The sequence below is a fragment of the Actinomycetota bacterium genome, from assembly GCA_005888325.1.
Classification (GTDB): Bacteria; Actinomycetota; Acidimicrobiia; order Acidimicrobiales; family AC-14; genus AC-14.
In genome coordinates, this window is sequence record VAWU01000020.1 from 23,852 (window position 1) to 38,870 (window position 15,019).

Here is a 15,019-nt window from a genome sequence, read left to right on the forward strand (position 1 = left end):
TTCGCTGCCGCGTCCTTGACCGGCTACGAACGTCCCCTTACCGTCCCGCGACGAGGGAGGTCGGACCATGCGCCGTCTCGGAGGACTGATCGTTGCCGGTCTGGTCGTCTTCGCGGTGAGCGCGTGCTCTCCGCCGCTCGAGACTCCCGGCGACGTGAGGTCGGTGCAGCTGGTGAGCTCGAGCACCCTGAACGGCTGGAAGTACGACTACTACAGGAACAACGCATACCCGTGCAGTGTCAGCGGCTACCAGACGTTCGTGATCGGCACCAAGATCGGTTCGTCGACGACCGCGCCGGCGCCTCTGTGGACGTTCATGCACGGCGGCGGTGTCGGCTACTTCGACACCAACGGGAACCCGATCCCCAGCAGCGCACAGAAGATCGAGGAATCGGCCACGTCACTCCGTGGCCGCCTCACCAACGGCGGTCTCTTGGCGAGCGTGCGCGCCGACGCCGCGGCATTTCGCACGCTGGCGGTGTCGTACTGCAGTCACGACGTCTACGCCGGTGCGAACACTCCCGATCCCCACAATCCGAACACGACGCCCGACGGCAAGCCCCGCACGACCAACGGCGTGCTGTCGACCAAGGCCGCGGTGCAGTACGCCCACGCGCTCTACCCGACGACGAAGACGTTCCTGCACGGCGGCAGCGCGGGCTCGGCCGGGGCATTCGGGGTCGCGTGGTCGATGCAGCTGCAAGGCATCGCGCCGGCTGGTGTCGTCGCCGACGCGAGCGTGGTCAACCGCGAGGCGTTCGACGCGGCGTTCGCGCAGGGCGTCTGCGTGGACAAGAACGACCCGGCCCGGCTCGATCCGGTCACCGCCCGCGTGCATCCCGCGCTCGGCGACATCGACAACGAGCCCGACAAGCTGGTGACGGACGGCAGGCTCACCGTGCCCCTGATGCACATCTGGAACCACGGCGACGTGAACACCTGCGGATCGGTCGCGATCTCCTGTCCGATCCGCGACGGATCACGGGTGACGATGGGCGTGACGGACTGCATCCACGAGCCGATGCGCGCCGCGATCGCACAGGGCCCCGCCAGTCGCTCCACCAACCTGCCCGTGTGCGTCGACGACGACGCCACGCCGGACTGCTCGACCCACGTGGTCACCAACAAGCCGGGCCTGGTGAACACGGATCCGGCCACGCCGGCGGACTACCTGGGGGCGATCATGGGCTGGGTTCACGCCCGGCTGGTAGACGCGTAAACGGGAGTTCCGAGGCCGGGCAGCGGCGCCACTCCGGTGCGGAGGATCGTCAGAATTCCCGGCGACGATGTCGAGAATTCGGGCCCTGCTCCGTCCCAGGGAGCATCCGGCCGGCAGGGCCGGCGTCACACGAGGAGAACACCATGGCCAAGTACCTGTTGCTCAAGCACTACCGAGGCGCGCCGGCGCCCGTCAACAATGTCCCGATGGACCAGTGGAGGCCCGACGAGGTCGAGGCACACATCGGGTTCATGAACGACTTCGCAGCTCGGCTCGAGAGCAGCGGCGAGTTCATCGACGGACAGGCGCTGTCGCCCGACGGCGTGTGGGTCCGCTACGACGGCGAGGGGCGGCCGCCGGTGACCGACGGCCCGTTCGCCGAGACGAAGGACCTGATCGCGGGATGGATGGTGATCGACGTCGACAGCTACGAGCGCGCGATCGAGCTCGCCGGTGAGCTGTCGGCAGCACCTGGGGCCGGTGGCAAACCAATCCACGAATGGCTGGAGGTCCGGCCGTTCCTGGCCGCCCCGCCAAACTTCACCCACTGACCGTGGACGAGGTCGAGCTGCGCGAGCTCGTCCCACGGGTCTTGAGCGTCCTCGTCCGTCGCGGTGCGGACTTCGCGACGGCCGAGGACGCCGTGCAAGAGGCGCTCATCCGGGCGCTCTCTGCGTGGGGGGACGAGTTGCCCGCCGACCCCACGGGTTGGCTCATCACGGTCGCGTGGAGAGCCTTCCTCGACATGACGCGGTCAGACGCGGCGCGCCGCGACCGAGAGCTCCGAGTCGACACCGAACCGCCCGCCGGCACGATCCCGAGCGCCGACGAGACGCTGCGCCTCTACTTCCTGTGCGCGCATCCCGATCTGACGCCGTCGTCGGCGGTTGCGTTGACCCTCCGAGCCGTGGGTGGCCTCACCACACGCCAGATCGCTCGAGCATACCTCGTGCCCGAGCGCACCATGGCGCAGCGCATCAGCCGCGCCAAGCGCATCGTCAATCGGGCCGGCGTCGATCGTCCCGGCGACGTGCGCACGGTGATGCGGGTGCTGTACCTCGTCTTCAACGAGGGCTATTCCGGCGACGTCGATCTCGCGGCCGAGGCGATCCGACTGACCCGGCAGCTGGCTGCCCTGGTGGACGACCCCGAGGTGCACGGGTTGCTCGCCCTGATGCTCCTGCACCATGCCCGCCGCCGCAGCCGCACCCGACCGGACGGAAGCATCGTGCCCCTCGCCGATCAGGACCGCAGCCAGTGGGACACAGCGCTCATCACGGAGGGAATCGACATCACACACGCTGCGCTCGCGCGCGATCAGCTCGGCGAATACCAGGCGCAAGCGGCGATCGCCGCGCTCCATGCCGACGCGCCGCGCGTCGAGGAGACCGACTGGGTGCAGATCGTGGAGTGGTACGACGAGCTTCTCCGGTTCGCCGACACGCCGATCGTCCGGCTCAACCGTGCGGTCGCGGTCGGCGAGGTCGACGGCGCGCCCGCAGGACTGGCGGCACTGGCCGAGGTCGAGGAACACATCCCGCGGCGCGAAGCGGTCGCCGCGTACCTCCATGAGAAGAACGGCGATCTCGAGCTCGCGGCCCGCCTCTACGCAGACGCCGCCCGCAACGCACCGAACCTCGCAGAACGCGACCATCAGACGCGCCAAGCCGCGCGACTCAACCAGCACCTGCGACACCACAGATGACCTCGGGCGTGGAGAGCGAGGCAGTCGTTGCGCGGCTCTCGCCGTCAGGCGGAGGTGCGGCGGACGCGCCGACGGGCAACCGCGACCGTGGCGATGCCCGAGAGCAGCGTGACGGCTGCCGCGCCGACCAGGGTGAGGATGTCGCGGCCGGTGAATGCGATGAACGGCCCGAAGAACCCGAAGAAGTCGTTCCGAGGCTCGGGGGCGCCGATGAGCGCCTCGTCGCGCGCCAGGCGGCTCCCCAGGACCTCGGTCTCGGTGGACGCGCCGGCAGTCGGCAACCCGGACGACCCGGGACCGGTCCCGCCCGTCGAACCGCCGGGTACGGGCGACGCGCCCGACCCACCCGGTGCCGGCGGCGGACCCGGGACCGACGGGCCGAGCGGCTCGTAGTTGTGCAGGTAGACGTGAGTGACGTCGTCGCCCGCGAGCACGAGCAGGCCCGAGGCGTTCCCCACGGTCTGCTTGGTTCCGCTCGGGTTGTTGATGTTCGTGTCGCGGGCGCTCTGGATGAACGGCGTGCCGGGTCCGGGCGGGAACACGATGTCGTCGAGGCTCGCCACCTTCACGTAGATGACGGCGCCCCGGCAGCACGGCGACGTCGCGAACACGTAGATCCGGCGGTTGTCGGTGTCGATCTGCACCAGCGGGCGGGTCTGGTTGTCGGTGACGGTTCCGACCTCGTGGCTCGTCCAGGTGCCGTCGTTGCCGAGACGAAGCACGTGGACCCGCATCTGCGTGCTCGCGTGCAGCGACGTCTTCACGGCCGCGAGCACCAGCCCGGCGGGGTCGCCGTTCGGCAGCGCCTTCAGGTTGATGTGCTCGTCGGCCAGCCGGTTGCCCGAGAACGCCTGCGTGAGGTTCCACGTGTGGTCACCGGTGCCGTCGACGTGCGTGGCCCAGTACATGACCCCGAGGCCGGTGGGGTCGATCTGGCTGCTGAACATGATCCCGACCTCGTCGCCGCCGAACCGCACGATGCCCGACTGGTCCCCTTGGGGGTCGGGCCTCACGATCGCCGCCGGACCGACCGGCAGGACGTACGGCGTGACCCATCGGTCGGCACGTGCCTCCGTGTGCGTCACCATCACCCGACCGTGCAGCACGAACGTCGCCCAGAGGATGCCCGTGCCGTCCCGGTCGATGACGACCTCGTTGATCTCGCCGTCGGCGATGTCGACCGGGAAGCCGCGGTCGGGGGTGTACGCCCGCGCGGTCGCGTCATAGGTGTAGCCCCAGACCCGGACCTTGCGGTTGAGCGACGGATTCGCGCTCCCGCGTGACGACGCGACATAGAGCTTGTTGCCGTCGGAGAGCGCGTCGAGGTGCACGCTCTCGCGTCTGTCCGCGGCGACCCCGGTGTCGACCCAGGTCTGGGTGGCGAGGTCGAGCCTCTGGATCGTGAACTTGCCCCCACCCGCGTTCGACGGACGGAAGAGGACGCCCCACCAGCTGCCGTCGTGGAACCAGAGCTTGCTCTGCGGCTTCTCCGCGGTCGGCGCGGTGGTGCCGGCGTAGGACCGGTCGCGGAATCCCTGCGCGACCGGCGCGGCGGCGGCCTGCGTCGCCAGCGCGCCCAGCAGGGCCGCCCCGATGGCTGAGGCGGACAACACGCGTCCACCCCGCCGCAGATCCACTCGCACCCGTCCCCGCAGCGCCGCCCCCGGTCGTGCTCGCAACTGGGATGAATGCTACGAAGGGTTCCAACGTCCGCAATAGGTCTTTCGACTCAGCGTCACTGTGTGGTCACAGAGAGCGAGGATGTGGGTTCTACTCCGGGTCGGCTCCCATCTTGTCCGCCGCGTCCTCGAGCGCCTCGGGGTCGTGGTCGCCGGTGGGATCGGGATCTCGCTCGGTCTCGTCGCCGGCCTTCGTCGCTCCCATGCGGCGAGCGCCCTCCTCGAGCGCGTCGGGGTCGTGGCCGCCCTCCGGGTCGTCGTGGCGCAGGTCGTCCGGGTCGTCCGTCACGGGGCCTCTCCTCTGCGTGTGGTCCGCTGGTCTTCGGTGCGGGGTTCCGCCGGGCATCGACGCGTACCCCGAAGGGAACTCTCGGAATCGCAGACGGGCGCCCGTTGCGCGGGGCAGAGCGAGTCTGCGCGAACATGCCGGCGGCGCGGACGATCGGACGGATCCCGACGTGGATCCCAGAGAGGGAGGAAGCATGCCCACGGCTCAACCGGCGATCTTCAACGACATGGGTGAGCACCAGTGGTACGTCCATCTCAGCCGCACCGAAGGTGCCGATCTGGCGACGATCAAGGGCGTGGTGCGCGACCTCCGCGCCGCGTGCGCCGACCAGGACATCAACCTGGTGCTGGGGTTCGGGCCCACGCTGCTGGCCGACATCGGCGCGGAGATGCCGAACGACTTCCAGCCCTTCGAGACCATCAAGTCCACCGACGGCAGCGGCCGCGAGGCGAAAGGGACGCAGGAGGAGCTGCTCTTCTGGATGACGAGCGCTCACAAGGACCGCAACTGGAAGGCGCAGTGGGACGCCCGCCAGGCCCTGAAGGGTCACATGGCGGTCGCCCGCGAGACGATCACCTTCATCTACGGCGCGTCGCTCGACATGACCGGCTTCATCGACGGCACGGGCAACCCGCAGGGCGAAGCCGCCGAGCGGGCCGCCGCGGTCGTGCCCGACGGCGAGCCCGGCGCCGGTGGCAGCTTCATCAACGCCCAGCGCTGGGTCCATGATCTCGAGGCGTGGGAGAAGCTGCCGGTCAAGGAGCAGGAGGCGGTCTTCGGCCGCACCAAGGCCGAGTCGACCCGCCTCGACGAGCAGCCGGAGACGTCACACGTCGCCCACGTGGAGCTGCGTGAAGGCGCTACCGCCGACGCCACCAAGCCCAAGCGCGACGAGCTCGTCCGCCGCTCGACGCCGTACGCGCTGCACACCGGCGACGTCGGCCTCTACTTCATGGCCTTCTGCAAGACGCAGGCGCCCCTGCGCGAACGGCTCCGGGCGATGTACGGCGCGGACGGCGGCGTGCGCGATCGTCTGACCGACTTCAGCAACCCGGCCTCGGGCTCGTTCTACTTCGCGCCGTCGGTCGAGGCGCTCGACGCCGGCCTGCGTTAGAGGTCAGCCGTCAGGCGTGACCACCACCGCGGCCCAGTCGTCGCGAGTAGGCGTGGCGATCACGCGCGTCGGGCGATAGGCGGCGGCTACCACCGACACCTGCGCGGGTGAGAGGCCACTCAGCCCCAGCCAGCCCCGCGGCGCGAGGCGCGGCTGCAGCGCGGGGGCGAGCTCGATGAGGGTCGCGGCGCCGATGTTGGCGACGATCACGTCGAACGTGCCTGTCAGCTCGGCTGCCGGCGTTGTCGACGCGACGACGGTGGCGCCCACGCCGTTGCGCGCCGCGTTGGCGCGGGTGGACACGATCGCCCCCTTGTCGACGTCGACCGCGGTGACCGACGCCGCGCCGAGAAGCGCCGCGCTCACCGACAGCACCCCGCTCCCGCACCCCACGTCATCCGACGCGCGAGCTCGACCAGCAACAGCACGGTCGACGGATGACCACCGGCCCCGAACGCCGGCCCCGGGTCGATCTCGACGAGGAGACCCGCCCCCTCCCGGTCGACCTCCGTCCACGGGAAGCACACCGACAGTCGATCGTCGACGACGACCGGGCGCGTGTTGGCGTGCCAGGCGGCCAGGTGACCGCCGCCCACGGGGCGGACGACCGCGGGCCAGCCACGCGAGCGCAGGTCCGCGACGACCCGGCGGGCGGAGGAATCGTGGGCGAAGCGGGCGTAGACCAGGGCGCGGTCGTGTGCCACCGAGCGTTCCTCGACCGACATGGCTCCGCGGGCGCGCAGCTCGTCGACCGCCACTCGGCGATGACCCCGCGCCGCCGCCACCACCACGAACGCGCCATGGGGCACCGACCGAGGGTAGCGCCGGGACACGAACGCCTTACCCGGGGGCGCGGAACGTCCGACATCCCACTCATGACAGGGAGCCGATCGCGTCAGCTGGCCGCCGACCTCGTGCTGGAGGGTGGGGGCGTCAAGGGCATCGCGCTCGTCGGTGCGATCTCGGTGCTGGAAGAGCGCGGCTACGGGTTCCGCCGCGTCGCGGGGACCTCGGCGGGTGCCATCGTCGGAGCGCTGGTCGCGGGCGGTCTGCGCGCCCCCGATCTGCGCGAGGTGATGAACACCGTCGACTACCGGCGCTTTCGTGACGGCGACCTGCTCGACCACCTCGGCCCGCTCGGCAAGGCGACGTCGGTCCTCGTGGACGAAGGCATCTACCGCGGCGAGTACCTGCGCGGCTGGCTCCGCGACCTGCTCGGCGACCTCGGGGTGCGTACGTTCGCGGACCTCGTCGTCGACGATCGAGGGGGATCGTTCCCCCGCGAGCAGGCGTACCGCCTGGTGGTGATGGCCTCGGACGTCTCCCAGGGACGCCTGCGGCGCCTGCCGTGGGACTATCGGGAGCGCTACGGGCTCGACCCCTTCGCGGTGCCGGTCGTCGATGCAGTGCGGGCGAGCATGTCCATCCCGTTCTTCTACGAGCCGGTGAAGCTGAAGGACCGCCTGGTCGGCCAGACCTGCTGGTTGGTCGACGGCGGCATGCTCTCGAACTTCCCCGTCGACGTGTTCGATCGCGCCGACGGCGCGCCCCCCCGCTGGCCCACCTTCGGGATCAAGCTGTCGAGTCGCGCGGGTGCGCTCCAGGGCGTTCCCAACGACGTCCACGGCGCCTTCAGCCTCGCCCGCGCCATGCTCGCGACGATGACGAGCTTCCACGACCAACAGCACCTCGACGATCCTGCGGTCGTCGCCCGTACGATCTTCGTGGACACCCTCAGTGTGCGCGCCACGGACTTCGACATCGACCGGACCATCCAGCAGCAGCTCTACGACAGTGGCCGGCGGGCGGCGACGAGGTTCCTGGACGGCGGTGCCGGCCATCCGGCGTGGAACTTCGCCGAGTACGTGTCGCGCCACCGGACGGCCGGGGAGGCCCCCGCGCACGCACCCAGGTGAGGGGAGGACTAGTCCGATCGGGGGTGCACAGTGACCCACCCGGCCTATGAAGTGGGATGGCCGGACGGGCCGATAGGGATGGCATGCGAGCCGGTCGGAAGCAGGAGGACGAGCAGGGCTTCTCGCTCATCGAGCTGTCCGTGGTCGTGTTGGTCATCGCCATCCTCATGGCCATCGCGATCCCGACGTTCCTCGGCGCGCGCCGCACGGCCGGCGACCGGGCCACGCAGGGCAACGTGCGCAACGCCTTCTCGGCGACGCGCATCTACTACAACGAGCGACTGCAGTACACGGCCGATCCGGTCGAGATGGTCGCGGTCGAGCCGTCTCTGACCTGGACCACGACCCCGCTCGACGGCGCGTCGAGCGACCGCTCCGTCTTCATCGCCACGTTCGACACGCCGTCGACGGCCCAGACCGTCGTCGTGATCGGGCGCACGAAGGAGGGCCGCTGCTTCTACCTGAAGGACGTCATGGGCGGCGCCACCGCAGGCACGTTCTACGACCGCAAGGTCCCGGGCTCCGCCGCCTGCCCGGTGCCCGATCCGGCCGATCCCGGCTGGTCGGACGGCTGGAGCTCGAGCTGAATGGGCCGATCGGGCTATTCGAGAATGGCCATCAAGCCATGGCCGGGTCGGGACGATCAAGTGACGGAGCAGCCGCAACAGCTGCGGAATGGGCTCTTCGCCCGTTCGCGCCCGTCATCCAAGGAGAAACCTGAAGTGATCGAACGTCTTTGCCAGCGGTCGGAGCGGGAGGAGCGGGGCTTCACGCTCATCGAGCTCATGGTGGTGGTGCTGATCATCGCCATCCTGATCGCCATCGCCATCCCCACCTTCCTCGGCGCCCGGCAGCGGGCCCAGGACCGCGCCGCGCAATCGAACGTGCGGAACGCGCTGACCGCGGAGAAGACCTTCTTCACCGATGGTCAGGCGTACACCGAGCAGGCCTCGGACATGACCGCGATCGAGCCGTCGCTCTCCTACACGAACACGGCCGCGTCGATGGCGGCGACCGGCAACATCGTCTACATCAAGGTGTACGGCACGCCCGCGACGACACTCGTGGTGGGAGCCCAGAGCGGGTCGGGGAAGTGCTTCTGGGTGCGGGACACGACCGGGGCACCGGGGACGCAGTACCTGCAGACGAGCTCGCCGTGCTCCGGCTCGGTTCCCAACGACACCACGGCGATGACGAGCAGCTGGTAGTCGACGCCGGCGGGTGATCCCGCGGGATCACCCGCCGGCCAGCATCTGGCGGATCGCGCGCTGGTCGGAGTCGGCACGGAGTGACCGGCGGAAGAGCGACTGGGCGCGCGAGCGGTGACCCTCGACGAGCGCGATGCGCCCGAGGCCGTTCATCGCCCGTGCCGACCAGGGGTTGCGTCGAAGCGCCTCGCCGAAATGACGGGTGGCGGCGGGGAGCAGCTTGGCGTTGAGCTCGGCTTCGGCGAGGTCGTTCCACCACGACGGGTCGTCCGGATCGGCACGCGCCGCCGCCCCGCGCCACCGCCGGGCACGGGCGAGCAGTGCCGTGTCTCGCTCCGACTTGCCCCGGAAGCTGTAGATGCGCGCGGTCTGGTCGCGCACCTCCGGCCACGGGGGCAGCAGCTCGCGCGCCTGGCGGGCGTCGGCGAGCCGGAAGTCGAGCCGCGCCTGCTCGAACCGGTACGTGCCCAGCAGGATGACTCCGGCGAGCGCGACTCCGGCGGCGATCACGACGGCGCGCAGCCCGCTCGGGAGACGTGCGGCCGGTGGAGCGGCCAGGGGCGCCGCCGCGCCGAGGGCAAGGAGCGCGAGCGGCGTCAACCCGACGTTCTGCGGCTCGAGGAGGTGCATGGCGAGCACGAGGAGGGCGAAGCCGGCGAGTGGTGCGCGCCAGCCGGCGCGCCGGATCGCCAGACCCAGCCACGCGAGGAGCAGCCCGAGCCCCGGGAGCCCGGTCGTGACCCCGTACTCGACGACGAGGTTGTGGGCGTCCGCGTAGAGGCGGTCCGGCCCCTCGTCCCGGGCGAGGCGCATCGTGCGGAAGGGGCCCGTGGCCCCGCGGTAGCGACCCGGCCCGTGCCCCAGCAGGGGACGTTCGGCGATGGCGTGGCGGGCCGACAACCATGACTCGAGCCGGGGCCGGACGCCGGTGGCCGAGGCGACGCTCGCCCGGCTGGCCACGCTCACCCCGCCGTGTTGCAGTGCGAGGCCGGCGCCGAGGAGCAGGCCCGCGCCCAGACACACGGCGAGCAGCGCGGCCGTGCGCCCGCCGGCGACGCGCCACGCTCCCGCGACCGCGGCCGCGAGCAGCGCGGCCGCGAAGCGCCCGCCCGCGACCTGCAGGGCGGCGGCGAGCAGCACCGTGAACGGCCCCCACGCGGCCGGGCGGGCCCGGAGGCGGGGGACGACCAGCCAGACGGCGCCCAGGAGGAAGCCGGACAGGTAGACGGGGTTGCCCCAGAACCCCGAGGAGCGGCCGTCGACCCGCCACAGCTGAAAGGACGAGAGGTCGGTCGTCGTCTGCAGGACGGCGACCACCGCGTTGGCCCCTGCGCCGACGAGGAGCGCCTTCTCGACCCACGCAGTGGCGCGGGGCCCGGCCGCGACGCCGACCGCCCAGCACCCGACGAGGGCCAACACGAAGAGTGCGCCCGTCCCCCAGAGGAACGCGCCCCAGAAGGCGAGCGTCCGGTTGGGCGCCCAGGCGAAGGAGACCAGCGCCCAGGCCGCGAACGCTAAGGCCGCGACCGCCGCCCGCCGACCATCAGAGCGCAGGAGGGTGACGAGGACGGGGAGTCCGACCGCGGCCTCGACGGCCAGCAGCGCGAAGCGCGGCGACCAGAACGTGCCCATCACGACGGTCGAGAAGAGAAGGGGAAGCAGGAATGCGAGCGCACCCGCGAACACGGCCAGAGCAGGGCGCCGCACGCCCGAAGGGTACGGTCACGATGACACGGCACGGTGGGATCCCGCCGGTAGCCTTCGCCGCGTGAACGCGCTGCTGGCCGCGGTCTGCGGGGTGTTGGGCCTCGCTGTCGGCTCGTTCCTCAACGTGGTGATCCACCGGGTCCCGCGCAAGGAGTCCGTGGTGGCGCCGCGCTCCCGCTGCCCGCAATGCGACCACCCGGTCTCGGCGCGCGACAACATCCCCATCGTGTCGTGGCTGCTGCTGCGAGGGAAGTGTCGCCAGTGCGGCGCGTCGATCTCCATCCGCTACCCGCTGGTGGAGTTGGCGACGGCCGCGCTGTTCGTGGCCGGTGCGCTCCGGTTCGGGGCGTCGTGGGACCTGCCCGCGTACCTCGTGCTGTTCGCCTCGCTGCTGGCGATCAGCGCCATCGACCTCGAGCTGTACATCATCCCGAACCGCATCGTGTACCCGACGATCGCCATCGCCCTGCCGCTCCTCGCGATGGCGGCCGCGGCCCAGCACCGATGGGAGCCGTTGCAGCACGCGCTCATCGGCGGCGCCGGCGCGTGGACCGTGCTGTTCGTCGCCCACGTGGCCTCGGGCGGGCGGGGCATGGGCTTCGGCGACGTCCGCCTTGCGTTCATCCTCGGGCTCTTCCTCGGCTGGCTCGACCCGTACCCCTACGGCCACGTCTTCCTGGGCCTGTTCCTGGGCTTCGCCCTCGGGTCGATCGTGGGGCTGACCCTCATGGGGCTGCGCCTACGGACCCGCAAGGACCACATCCCCTTCGGGCCCTTCCTGGCCGGGGGGACGGTGGTCGCCATCTTCGTGGGGTCCCCGATCCTGACCGCCTACTTCGGGCGATGAGGAAATTCAGGTCTGTTGCCTGTGTTGCCGATGTTGACGCTGTGATTGGTGTTGTCTAACGTTGAAGATGGGCTGGGGTCCGAACGCGCGAGGACGTACGTGCCCAGTGAAGACCGCCTGCTGACCGTGAGAGAAGTCGCGGCGCGCATGCGCGTGTCGAACATGACGGTCTACCGGCTGATCCAGGCAGGCGACCTCCGGGCGATCCGGGTGGGGCGCAGCTACCGCCTCCGCCAGGGTGACGTCAACTCCTACCTGAGCAGGGGCATCGCCTGATGCCGGTCCGCAGCGTCGGCCTCGACATCGGCACCCACGCGGTCCGGGCCGCGGAGATGGCCCTCGGCCGCGGCGACCAGCCGGTGCTCAACCGCTTCGGCCAGGTGGCCCTGCCCCTCGGCGCGGTCAGCGACGGCGAGGTCGTCGACCCGCCGGCGGTCGCCGCCGCGATCCGCCGTCTCTGGACCGAGGCCGGGTTCAAGGGTCGCGACGTCGTCGTCGGGGTGGCCAACCAGCGGGTGATCGTGCGCCAGGCCGATCTGCCCGCCATGGCGGAGGAGGACCTGCGGTCGGCGCTGCGGTATCAGGTTCAAGAGCTGATCCCCATCCCGGTGGACGAGGCCATCCTCGACTTCCAGATCGTCGAGCAGTTCGTGGGGCCCGAGCAGGAGCCGATGATGCGGATCCTGCTGGTCGCGGCGCAGAGCGACATGGTGCGCTCACTGCTGGCGGCGATCGACGGAGCCGGCCTCTCCGCGTCGCTCGTCGACGTGATCCCGTTCGCCCTCATCCGCGCGCTGGCCTCGACCGAGCTCTCGTTCGGCGAGACGGGACCGGCGAACGAGGCGATCGTCTGCGTCGGCGGCGGCGTCACCAACGTGGTCGTGCACGAGCGGGGCGTGCCGCGGTTCGTGCGCATGCTGATCACCGGCGGCAACGAGATCACCGAGGCCATCGCCTCGGAGCTGCACATCGACCCCGACACCGCCGAGGACCTGAAGCGTCGCGCCGACGCGGGCTCGGCCGACGAGCTCGAGGCGCGTGCCGGGCGCATCACGACCGACCGCCTGTCTCCGTTCGTCGAGGAGGTGCGGGGCTCGATCGACTACTACCGGGCGCAGGCCGCCGACGGTGGGGAGATCAGCCGTGTGCTGCTGACCGGCGGCGGGAGCCAGGTGCCGGGGTTGGCCGACCGGTTGCGGCAGGTGCTCCATGTCCCGGTCGAGATCGGCCACCCCTTGCTCGGCGTGCGCGTCGGACGCGTCGGCATCCCCGAGGACCGGCTGATCGACAGCGAGCCGCTCCTCACGGTGCCGATCGGGCTCGCGCTCGCGGGTCACCCGACGGAGGGCGCGGCGCGGCGCATGTCGCTGCTGCCGCCCGACGTCGCGGTCGTCCGCGAGCGGCGCCGGCAATCGTCGCTCGTCGTGGTGTCCGTGGTCGTGTTGGCCGTGCTCCTGCTCGTCGCCTACGTCGGACGTCGCACCCAGGTGTCCAGCGCACGCGACAAGGCCGAACGGGCCGAGGCGGCGGCGAGCGCGCTCCGTCAGGACGCGGCGCGCCTGTCACAGGTGACGACCGTCGACACCCAGCTGCAGGAACGGCGGGCGATGGTGGAGTCGGCGCTCTCCGACGACGTGGCCTGGACCCGGCTCCTCCAGGAGATCGCGACCGTTCTGCCCAACGACGTCTGGCTGACCGCGTTCACCGGTCAGAAGAGCAGCGGTCAGGCCCCGGTCCGCGGGAGCGCGCCCAGCGCGGGGACGACAGGCGTGGGCTCGATCAACGTGACCGGCCAGGGGTTCGACCAGAGCTCGGCGGCACGCTGGCTGCTCCGGGTGGGTGACCTGCAGTCGCTCAGCGGCCTCTGGCTGTCCTCGTCGACCCGGTCGGGCGAGAACGGAGGCACGGTCACGTTCTCGTCCACCGCGACCCTCACGCCCCAGGCCAAGTCGGGGAACGACCGGCGCGACAAGTACCTCGGGGGCGGCTCGTGAGCAGGCGTCCGCTGATGATCGGGGTGGGGGCGGCGCTCGCCGTCCTCGTGATCTGGTTCGTCTTCCTGTGGAGCCCGCAGGGATCGAAGATCTCCAAGGCCAACGAACGCAAGAAGCAGGCGGAGAGCGAGCAACAGGACCTGCAGGTCCGGATCGCGCGCTTCAAGAGCCTCCAGCAGCAGGAGCCGCAGAAGCGGGCGCAGCTGGAGAACCTGCGGGTGGCGATCCCCGACGAGCCCAACCTGGCGCAGTTCATCCTCGACGCGAACACCGCCGCCAACGTCTCCGGCATCCAGTTCCTGTCGATCTCGCCATCGCCGCCTGCACCCGCGACGGGCCCGGCCGGGTCGTCCGCGCCGGCCTCCCCGACGACGCCCGCTGCCGGGGCGCGGCCCGCGGCCATCAACCTGCAGCTGTCGATCTCGGGCGGCTACTTCCAGGTCGTCGACTTCGTCAACCGCCTCGACGGGCTCCCGCGCCTCGTCGTGATCGACTCGCTCGGCCTCACCGGAGCCGCGCAGACGGGGACCTCCACGGGGCTGACGGTCTCCATCAGCGCCCGGATGTTCGTACGCGAGGCCACGCCGGTCGCGGGTACGACGGGCGCACCGATCACACCGGGCGGGGCGACCACGACCACCGCGCCCGGTTCCGCCACGACGACGACGAGCCCCTGATGACCGAGCCCGTCACACCCGACGCACCGGCCGCGCGCGAGCGGACGAGAGCACCGATGGACCCGAACCGGCGCGCGCTCATCGTCCTCGGCGCCTTCCTCGCGCTCGCGATGCTCCTGTTCTTCGTCGTCCGGCCACTGCTGCTCAGCGGCGACGGCAAGGGCAACAAGGAGGCGCTGCCGCCGCCCATCACCACACCGACGACGGCCAAGGCCACGACCACGACGACGGCATCCGCGCCCGAGGAGACGTTCGAGGTCTTCGGGAGCAAGAACCCCTTCCAGCCGCCGAACGGCACGCCCGGCGCGGGTGGCGGCGGCACAACGGGTACGACCGCACCGGGCAGCCCGACCGGAGCCACCGGCGGTGGCACGGGAACGACCATCCCCGCCACCGACGGCGGCGGCGGTGCCAGCGGCGCCGGGACCGAGCCACGCTCGAGTCAGCGTGTCGCCCTCCTCGACGTCTACCAGCTGGGTGGCGCCACCGTGGCCGACGTGCGCGTGAACAGCACCGTCTACACACAGCTGGCAGCGGGGGAGGAGTTCGCAGGCAGCTACAAGGTCGTCTCCCTCGAGGGCACCTGCGGAAGCTTCCTGTTCGGTGACGAGCGCTTTCGCCTCTGCAAAGGCGAAGAGGTCCTGAAGTAGTCGGCGTAGCCTGG

At 70.9% G+C, this 15,019-nt stretch carries 15 protein-coding genes; 12 read left to right on the forward strand and 3 right to left on the reverse strand.

Annotation, left to right across the window (positions count from 1 at the left end):
• Window positions 1-67 precede the first annotated feature (67 nt).
• The 3 genes from E6G06_06220 to E6G06_06230 all read left to right on the forward strand — a co-directional run bounded on the left by E6G06_06220 (window position 68) and on the right by E6G06_06230 (window position 2,924).
• A complete protein-coding gene (locus E6G06_06220) occupies window positions 68-1,219 on the forward strand; it encodes a hypothetical protein (GenBank protein ID TML92348.1) in 1,152 nt (383 codons plus the stop codon).
• 143 nt (window positions 1,220-1,362) lie between these two features.
• Window positions 1,363-1,770, forward strand: coding sequence for a hypothetical protein (locus tag E6G06_06225; protein TML92349.1), 408 nt, complete (start codon window positions 1,363-1,365; stop codon window positions 1,768-1,770).
• A 2-nt stretch (window positions 1,771-1,772) separates the two neighbouring features.
• The gene (locus E6G06_06230; protein TML92350.1) at window positions 1,773-2,924 is read left to right on the forward strand and encodes an RNA polymerase subunit sigma-24; all 1,152 of its coding nucleotides are present in this window, start codon (window positions 1,773-1,775) and stop codon (window positions 2,922-2,924) included.
• 44 nt (window positions 2,925-2,968) lie between these two features.
• Here E6G06_06230 and E6G06_06235 read toward each other — a convergent pair whose 3' ends face one another.
• Window positions 2,969-4,537, reverse strand: coding sequence for a hypothetical protein (locus E6G06_06235; protein ID TML92351.1), 1,569 nt, complete (start codon window positions 4,535-4,537; stop codon window positions 2,969-2,971).
• A 269-nt stretch (window positions 4,538-4,806) separates the two neighbouring features.
• On the opposite strand from E6G06_06235, the gene E6G06_06240 reads away from it, so the two are divergent.
• Window positions 4,807-6,006, forward strand: a complete 1,200-nt coding sequence (locus E6G06_06240) for a Dyp-type peroxidase (protein ID TML92352.1) — start codon at window positions 4,807-4,809, stop codon at window positions 6,004-6,006.
• A gap of 3 nt (window positions 6,007-6,009) precedes the next feature.
• On the opposite strand, the gene E6G06_06245 is transcribed toward E6G06_06240, so the two are convergent.
• Entirely contained in the window at window positions 6,010-6,624 is a 615-nt protein-coding gene (locus tag E6G06_06245; GenBank protein TML92353.1) for a methyltransferase, read from the reverse strand.
• A 257-nt stretch (window positions 6,625-6,881) separates the two neighbouring features.
• Between E6G06_06245 and E6G06_06250 the strand changes: the two genes are divergently transcribed.
• Genes E6G06_06250 through E6G06_06260 form a run of 3 tightly spaced genes read left to right on the forward strand, consistent with a single transcriptional unit; the run spans window position 6,882 to window position 9,130 of the window.
• The gene (locus tag E6G06_06250; GenBank protein TML92354.1) at window positions 6,882-7,922 is read left to right on the forward strand and encodes an esterase; all 1,041 of its coding nucleotides are present in this window, start codon (window positions 6,882-6,884) and stop codon (window positions 7,920-7,922) included.
• 56 nt (window positions 7,923-7,978) lie between these two features.
• Window positions 7,979-8,509, forward strand: a complete 531-nt coding sequence (locus E6G06_06255; GenBank protein ID TML92355.1) for a type II secretion system protein — start codon at window positions 7,979-7,981, stop codon at window positions 8,507-8,509.
• A complete protein-coding gene (locus E6G06_06260) occupies window positions 8,510-9,130 on the forward strand; it encodes a prepilin-type N-terminal cleavage/methylation domain-containing protein (protein TML92356.1) in 621 nt (206 codons plus the stop codon).
• 27 nt (window positions 9,131-9,157) lie between these two features.
• Here the strand turns inward: E6G06_06260 and E6G06_06265 are convergent, their stop codons facing one another.
• A complete protein-coding gene (locus tag E6G06_06265) occupies window positions 9,158-10,837 on the reverse strand; it encodes a hypothetical protein (protein TML92357.1) in 1,680 nt (559 codons plus the stop codon).
• A gap of 61 nt (window positions 10,838-10,898) precedes the next feature.
• On the opposite strand from E6G06_06265, the gene E6G06_06270 reads away from it, so the two are divergent.
• The 5 genes from E6G06_06270 to E6G06_06290 all read left to right on the forward strand — a co-directional run bounded on the left by E6G06_06270 (window position 10,899) and on the right by E6G06_06290 (window position 15,005).
• Window positions 10,899-11,684, forward strand: a complete 786-nt coding sequence (locus tag E6G06_06270; protein ID TML92358.1) for a prepilin peptidase — start codon at window positions 10,899-10,901, stop codon at window positions 11,682-11,684.
• A gap of 99 nt (window positions 11,685-11,783) precedes the next feature.
• Window positions 11,784-11,960: a helix-turn-helix domain-containing protein gene (locus tag E6G06_06275; GenBank protein ID TML92359.1), complete on the forward strand. Its 177-nt coding sequence runs from the start codon at window positions 11,784-11,786 to the stop codon at window positions 11,958-11,960.
• On the forward strand, window positions 11,960-13,678 hold the full coding sequence (gene pilM / locus E6G06_06280) for a type IV pilus assembly protein PilM (protein TML92360.1): 1,719 nt from the start codon (window positions 11,960-11,962) through the stop codon (window positions 13,676-13,678). The genes E6G06_06275 and pilM overlap by 1 nt, the downstream gene beginning before the upstream one ends.
• Window positions 13,675-14,355 (forward strand): hypothetical protein, encoded by a 681-nt coding sequence (locus E6G06_06285; GenBank protein TML92361.1) that lies wholly within the window; start codon window positions 13,675-13,677, stop codon window positions 14,353-14,355. Before pilM ends, E6G06_06285 begins: the two co-directional genes overlap by 4 nt.
• A complete protein-coding gene (locus tag E6G06_06290; protein TML92362.1) occupies window positions 14,355-15,005 on the forward strand; it encodes a hypothetical protein in 651 nt (216 codons plus the stop codon). Before E6G06_06285 ends, E6G06_06290 begins: the two co-directional genes overlap by 1 nt.
• The last annotated feature ends 14 nt before the right edge of the window (window positions 15,006-15,019 follow it).

Bases quoted from the DNA above. Each gene is read 5' to 3' on its own strand.
- E6G06_06290 (TML92362.1), top strand. From the start codon at position 14,355: ATGACCGAGCCCGTCACACCCGACGCACCGGCCGCGCGCGAGCGGACG.
- E6G06_06255 (TML92355.1), top strand. From the start codon at position 7,979: ATGGCCGGACGGGCCGATAGGGATGGCATGCGAGCCGGTCGGAAGCAG.
- E6G06_06240 (TML92352.1), top strand. From the start codon at position 4,807: ATGCGGCGAGCGCCCTCCTCGAGCGCGTCGGGGTCGTGGCCGCCCTCC.
- E6G06_06260 (TML92356.1), top strand. From the start codon at position 8,510: ATGGGCCGATCGGGCTATTCGAGAATGGCCATCAAGCCATGGCCGGGT.
- E6G06_06220 (TML92348.1), top strand. From the start codon at position 68: ATGCGCCGTCTCGGAGGACTGATCGTTGCCGGTCTGGTCGTCTTCGCG.
- pilM (TML92360.1), top strand. From the start codon at position 11,960: ATGCCGGTCCGCAGCGTCGGCCTCGACATCGGCACCCACGCGGTCCGG.
- E6G06_06250 (TML92354.1), top strand. From the start codon at position 6,882: ATGACAGGGAGCCGATCGCGTCAGCTGGCCGCCGACCTCGTGCTGGAG.
- E6G06_06225 (TML92349.1), top strand. From the start codon at position 1,363: ATGGCCAAGTACCTGTTGCTCAAGCACTACCGAGGCGCGCCGGCGCCC.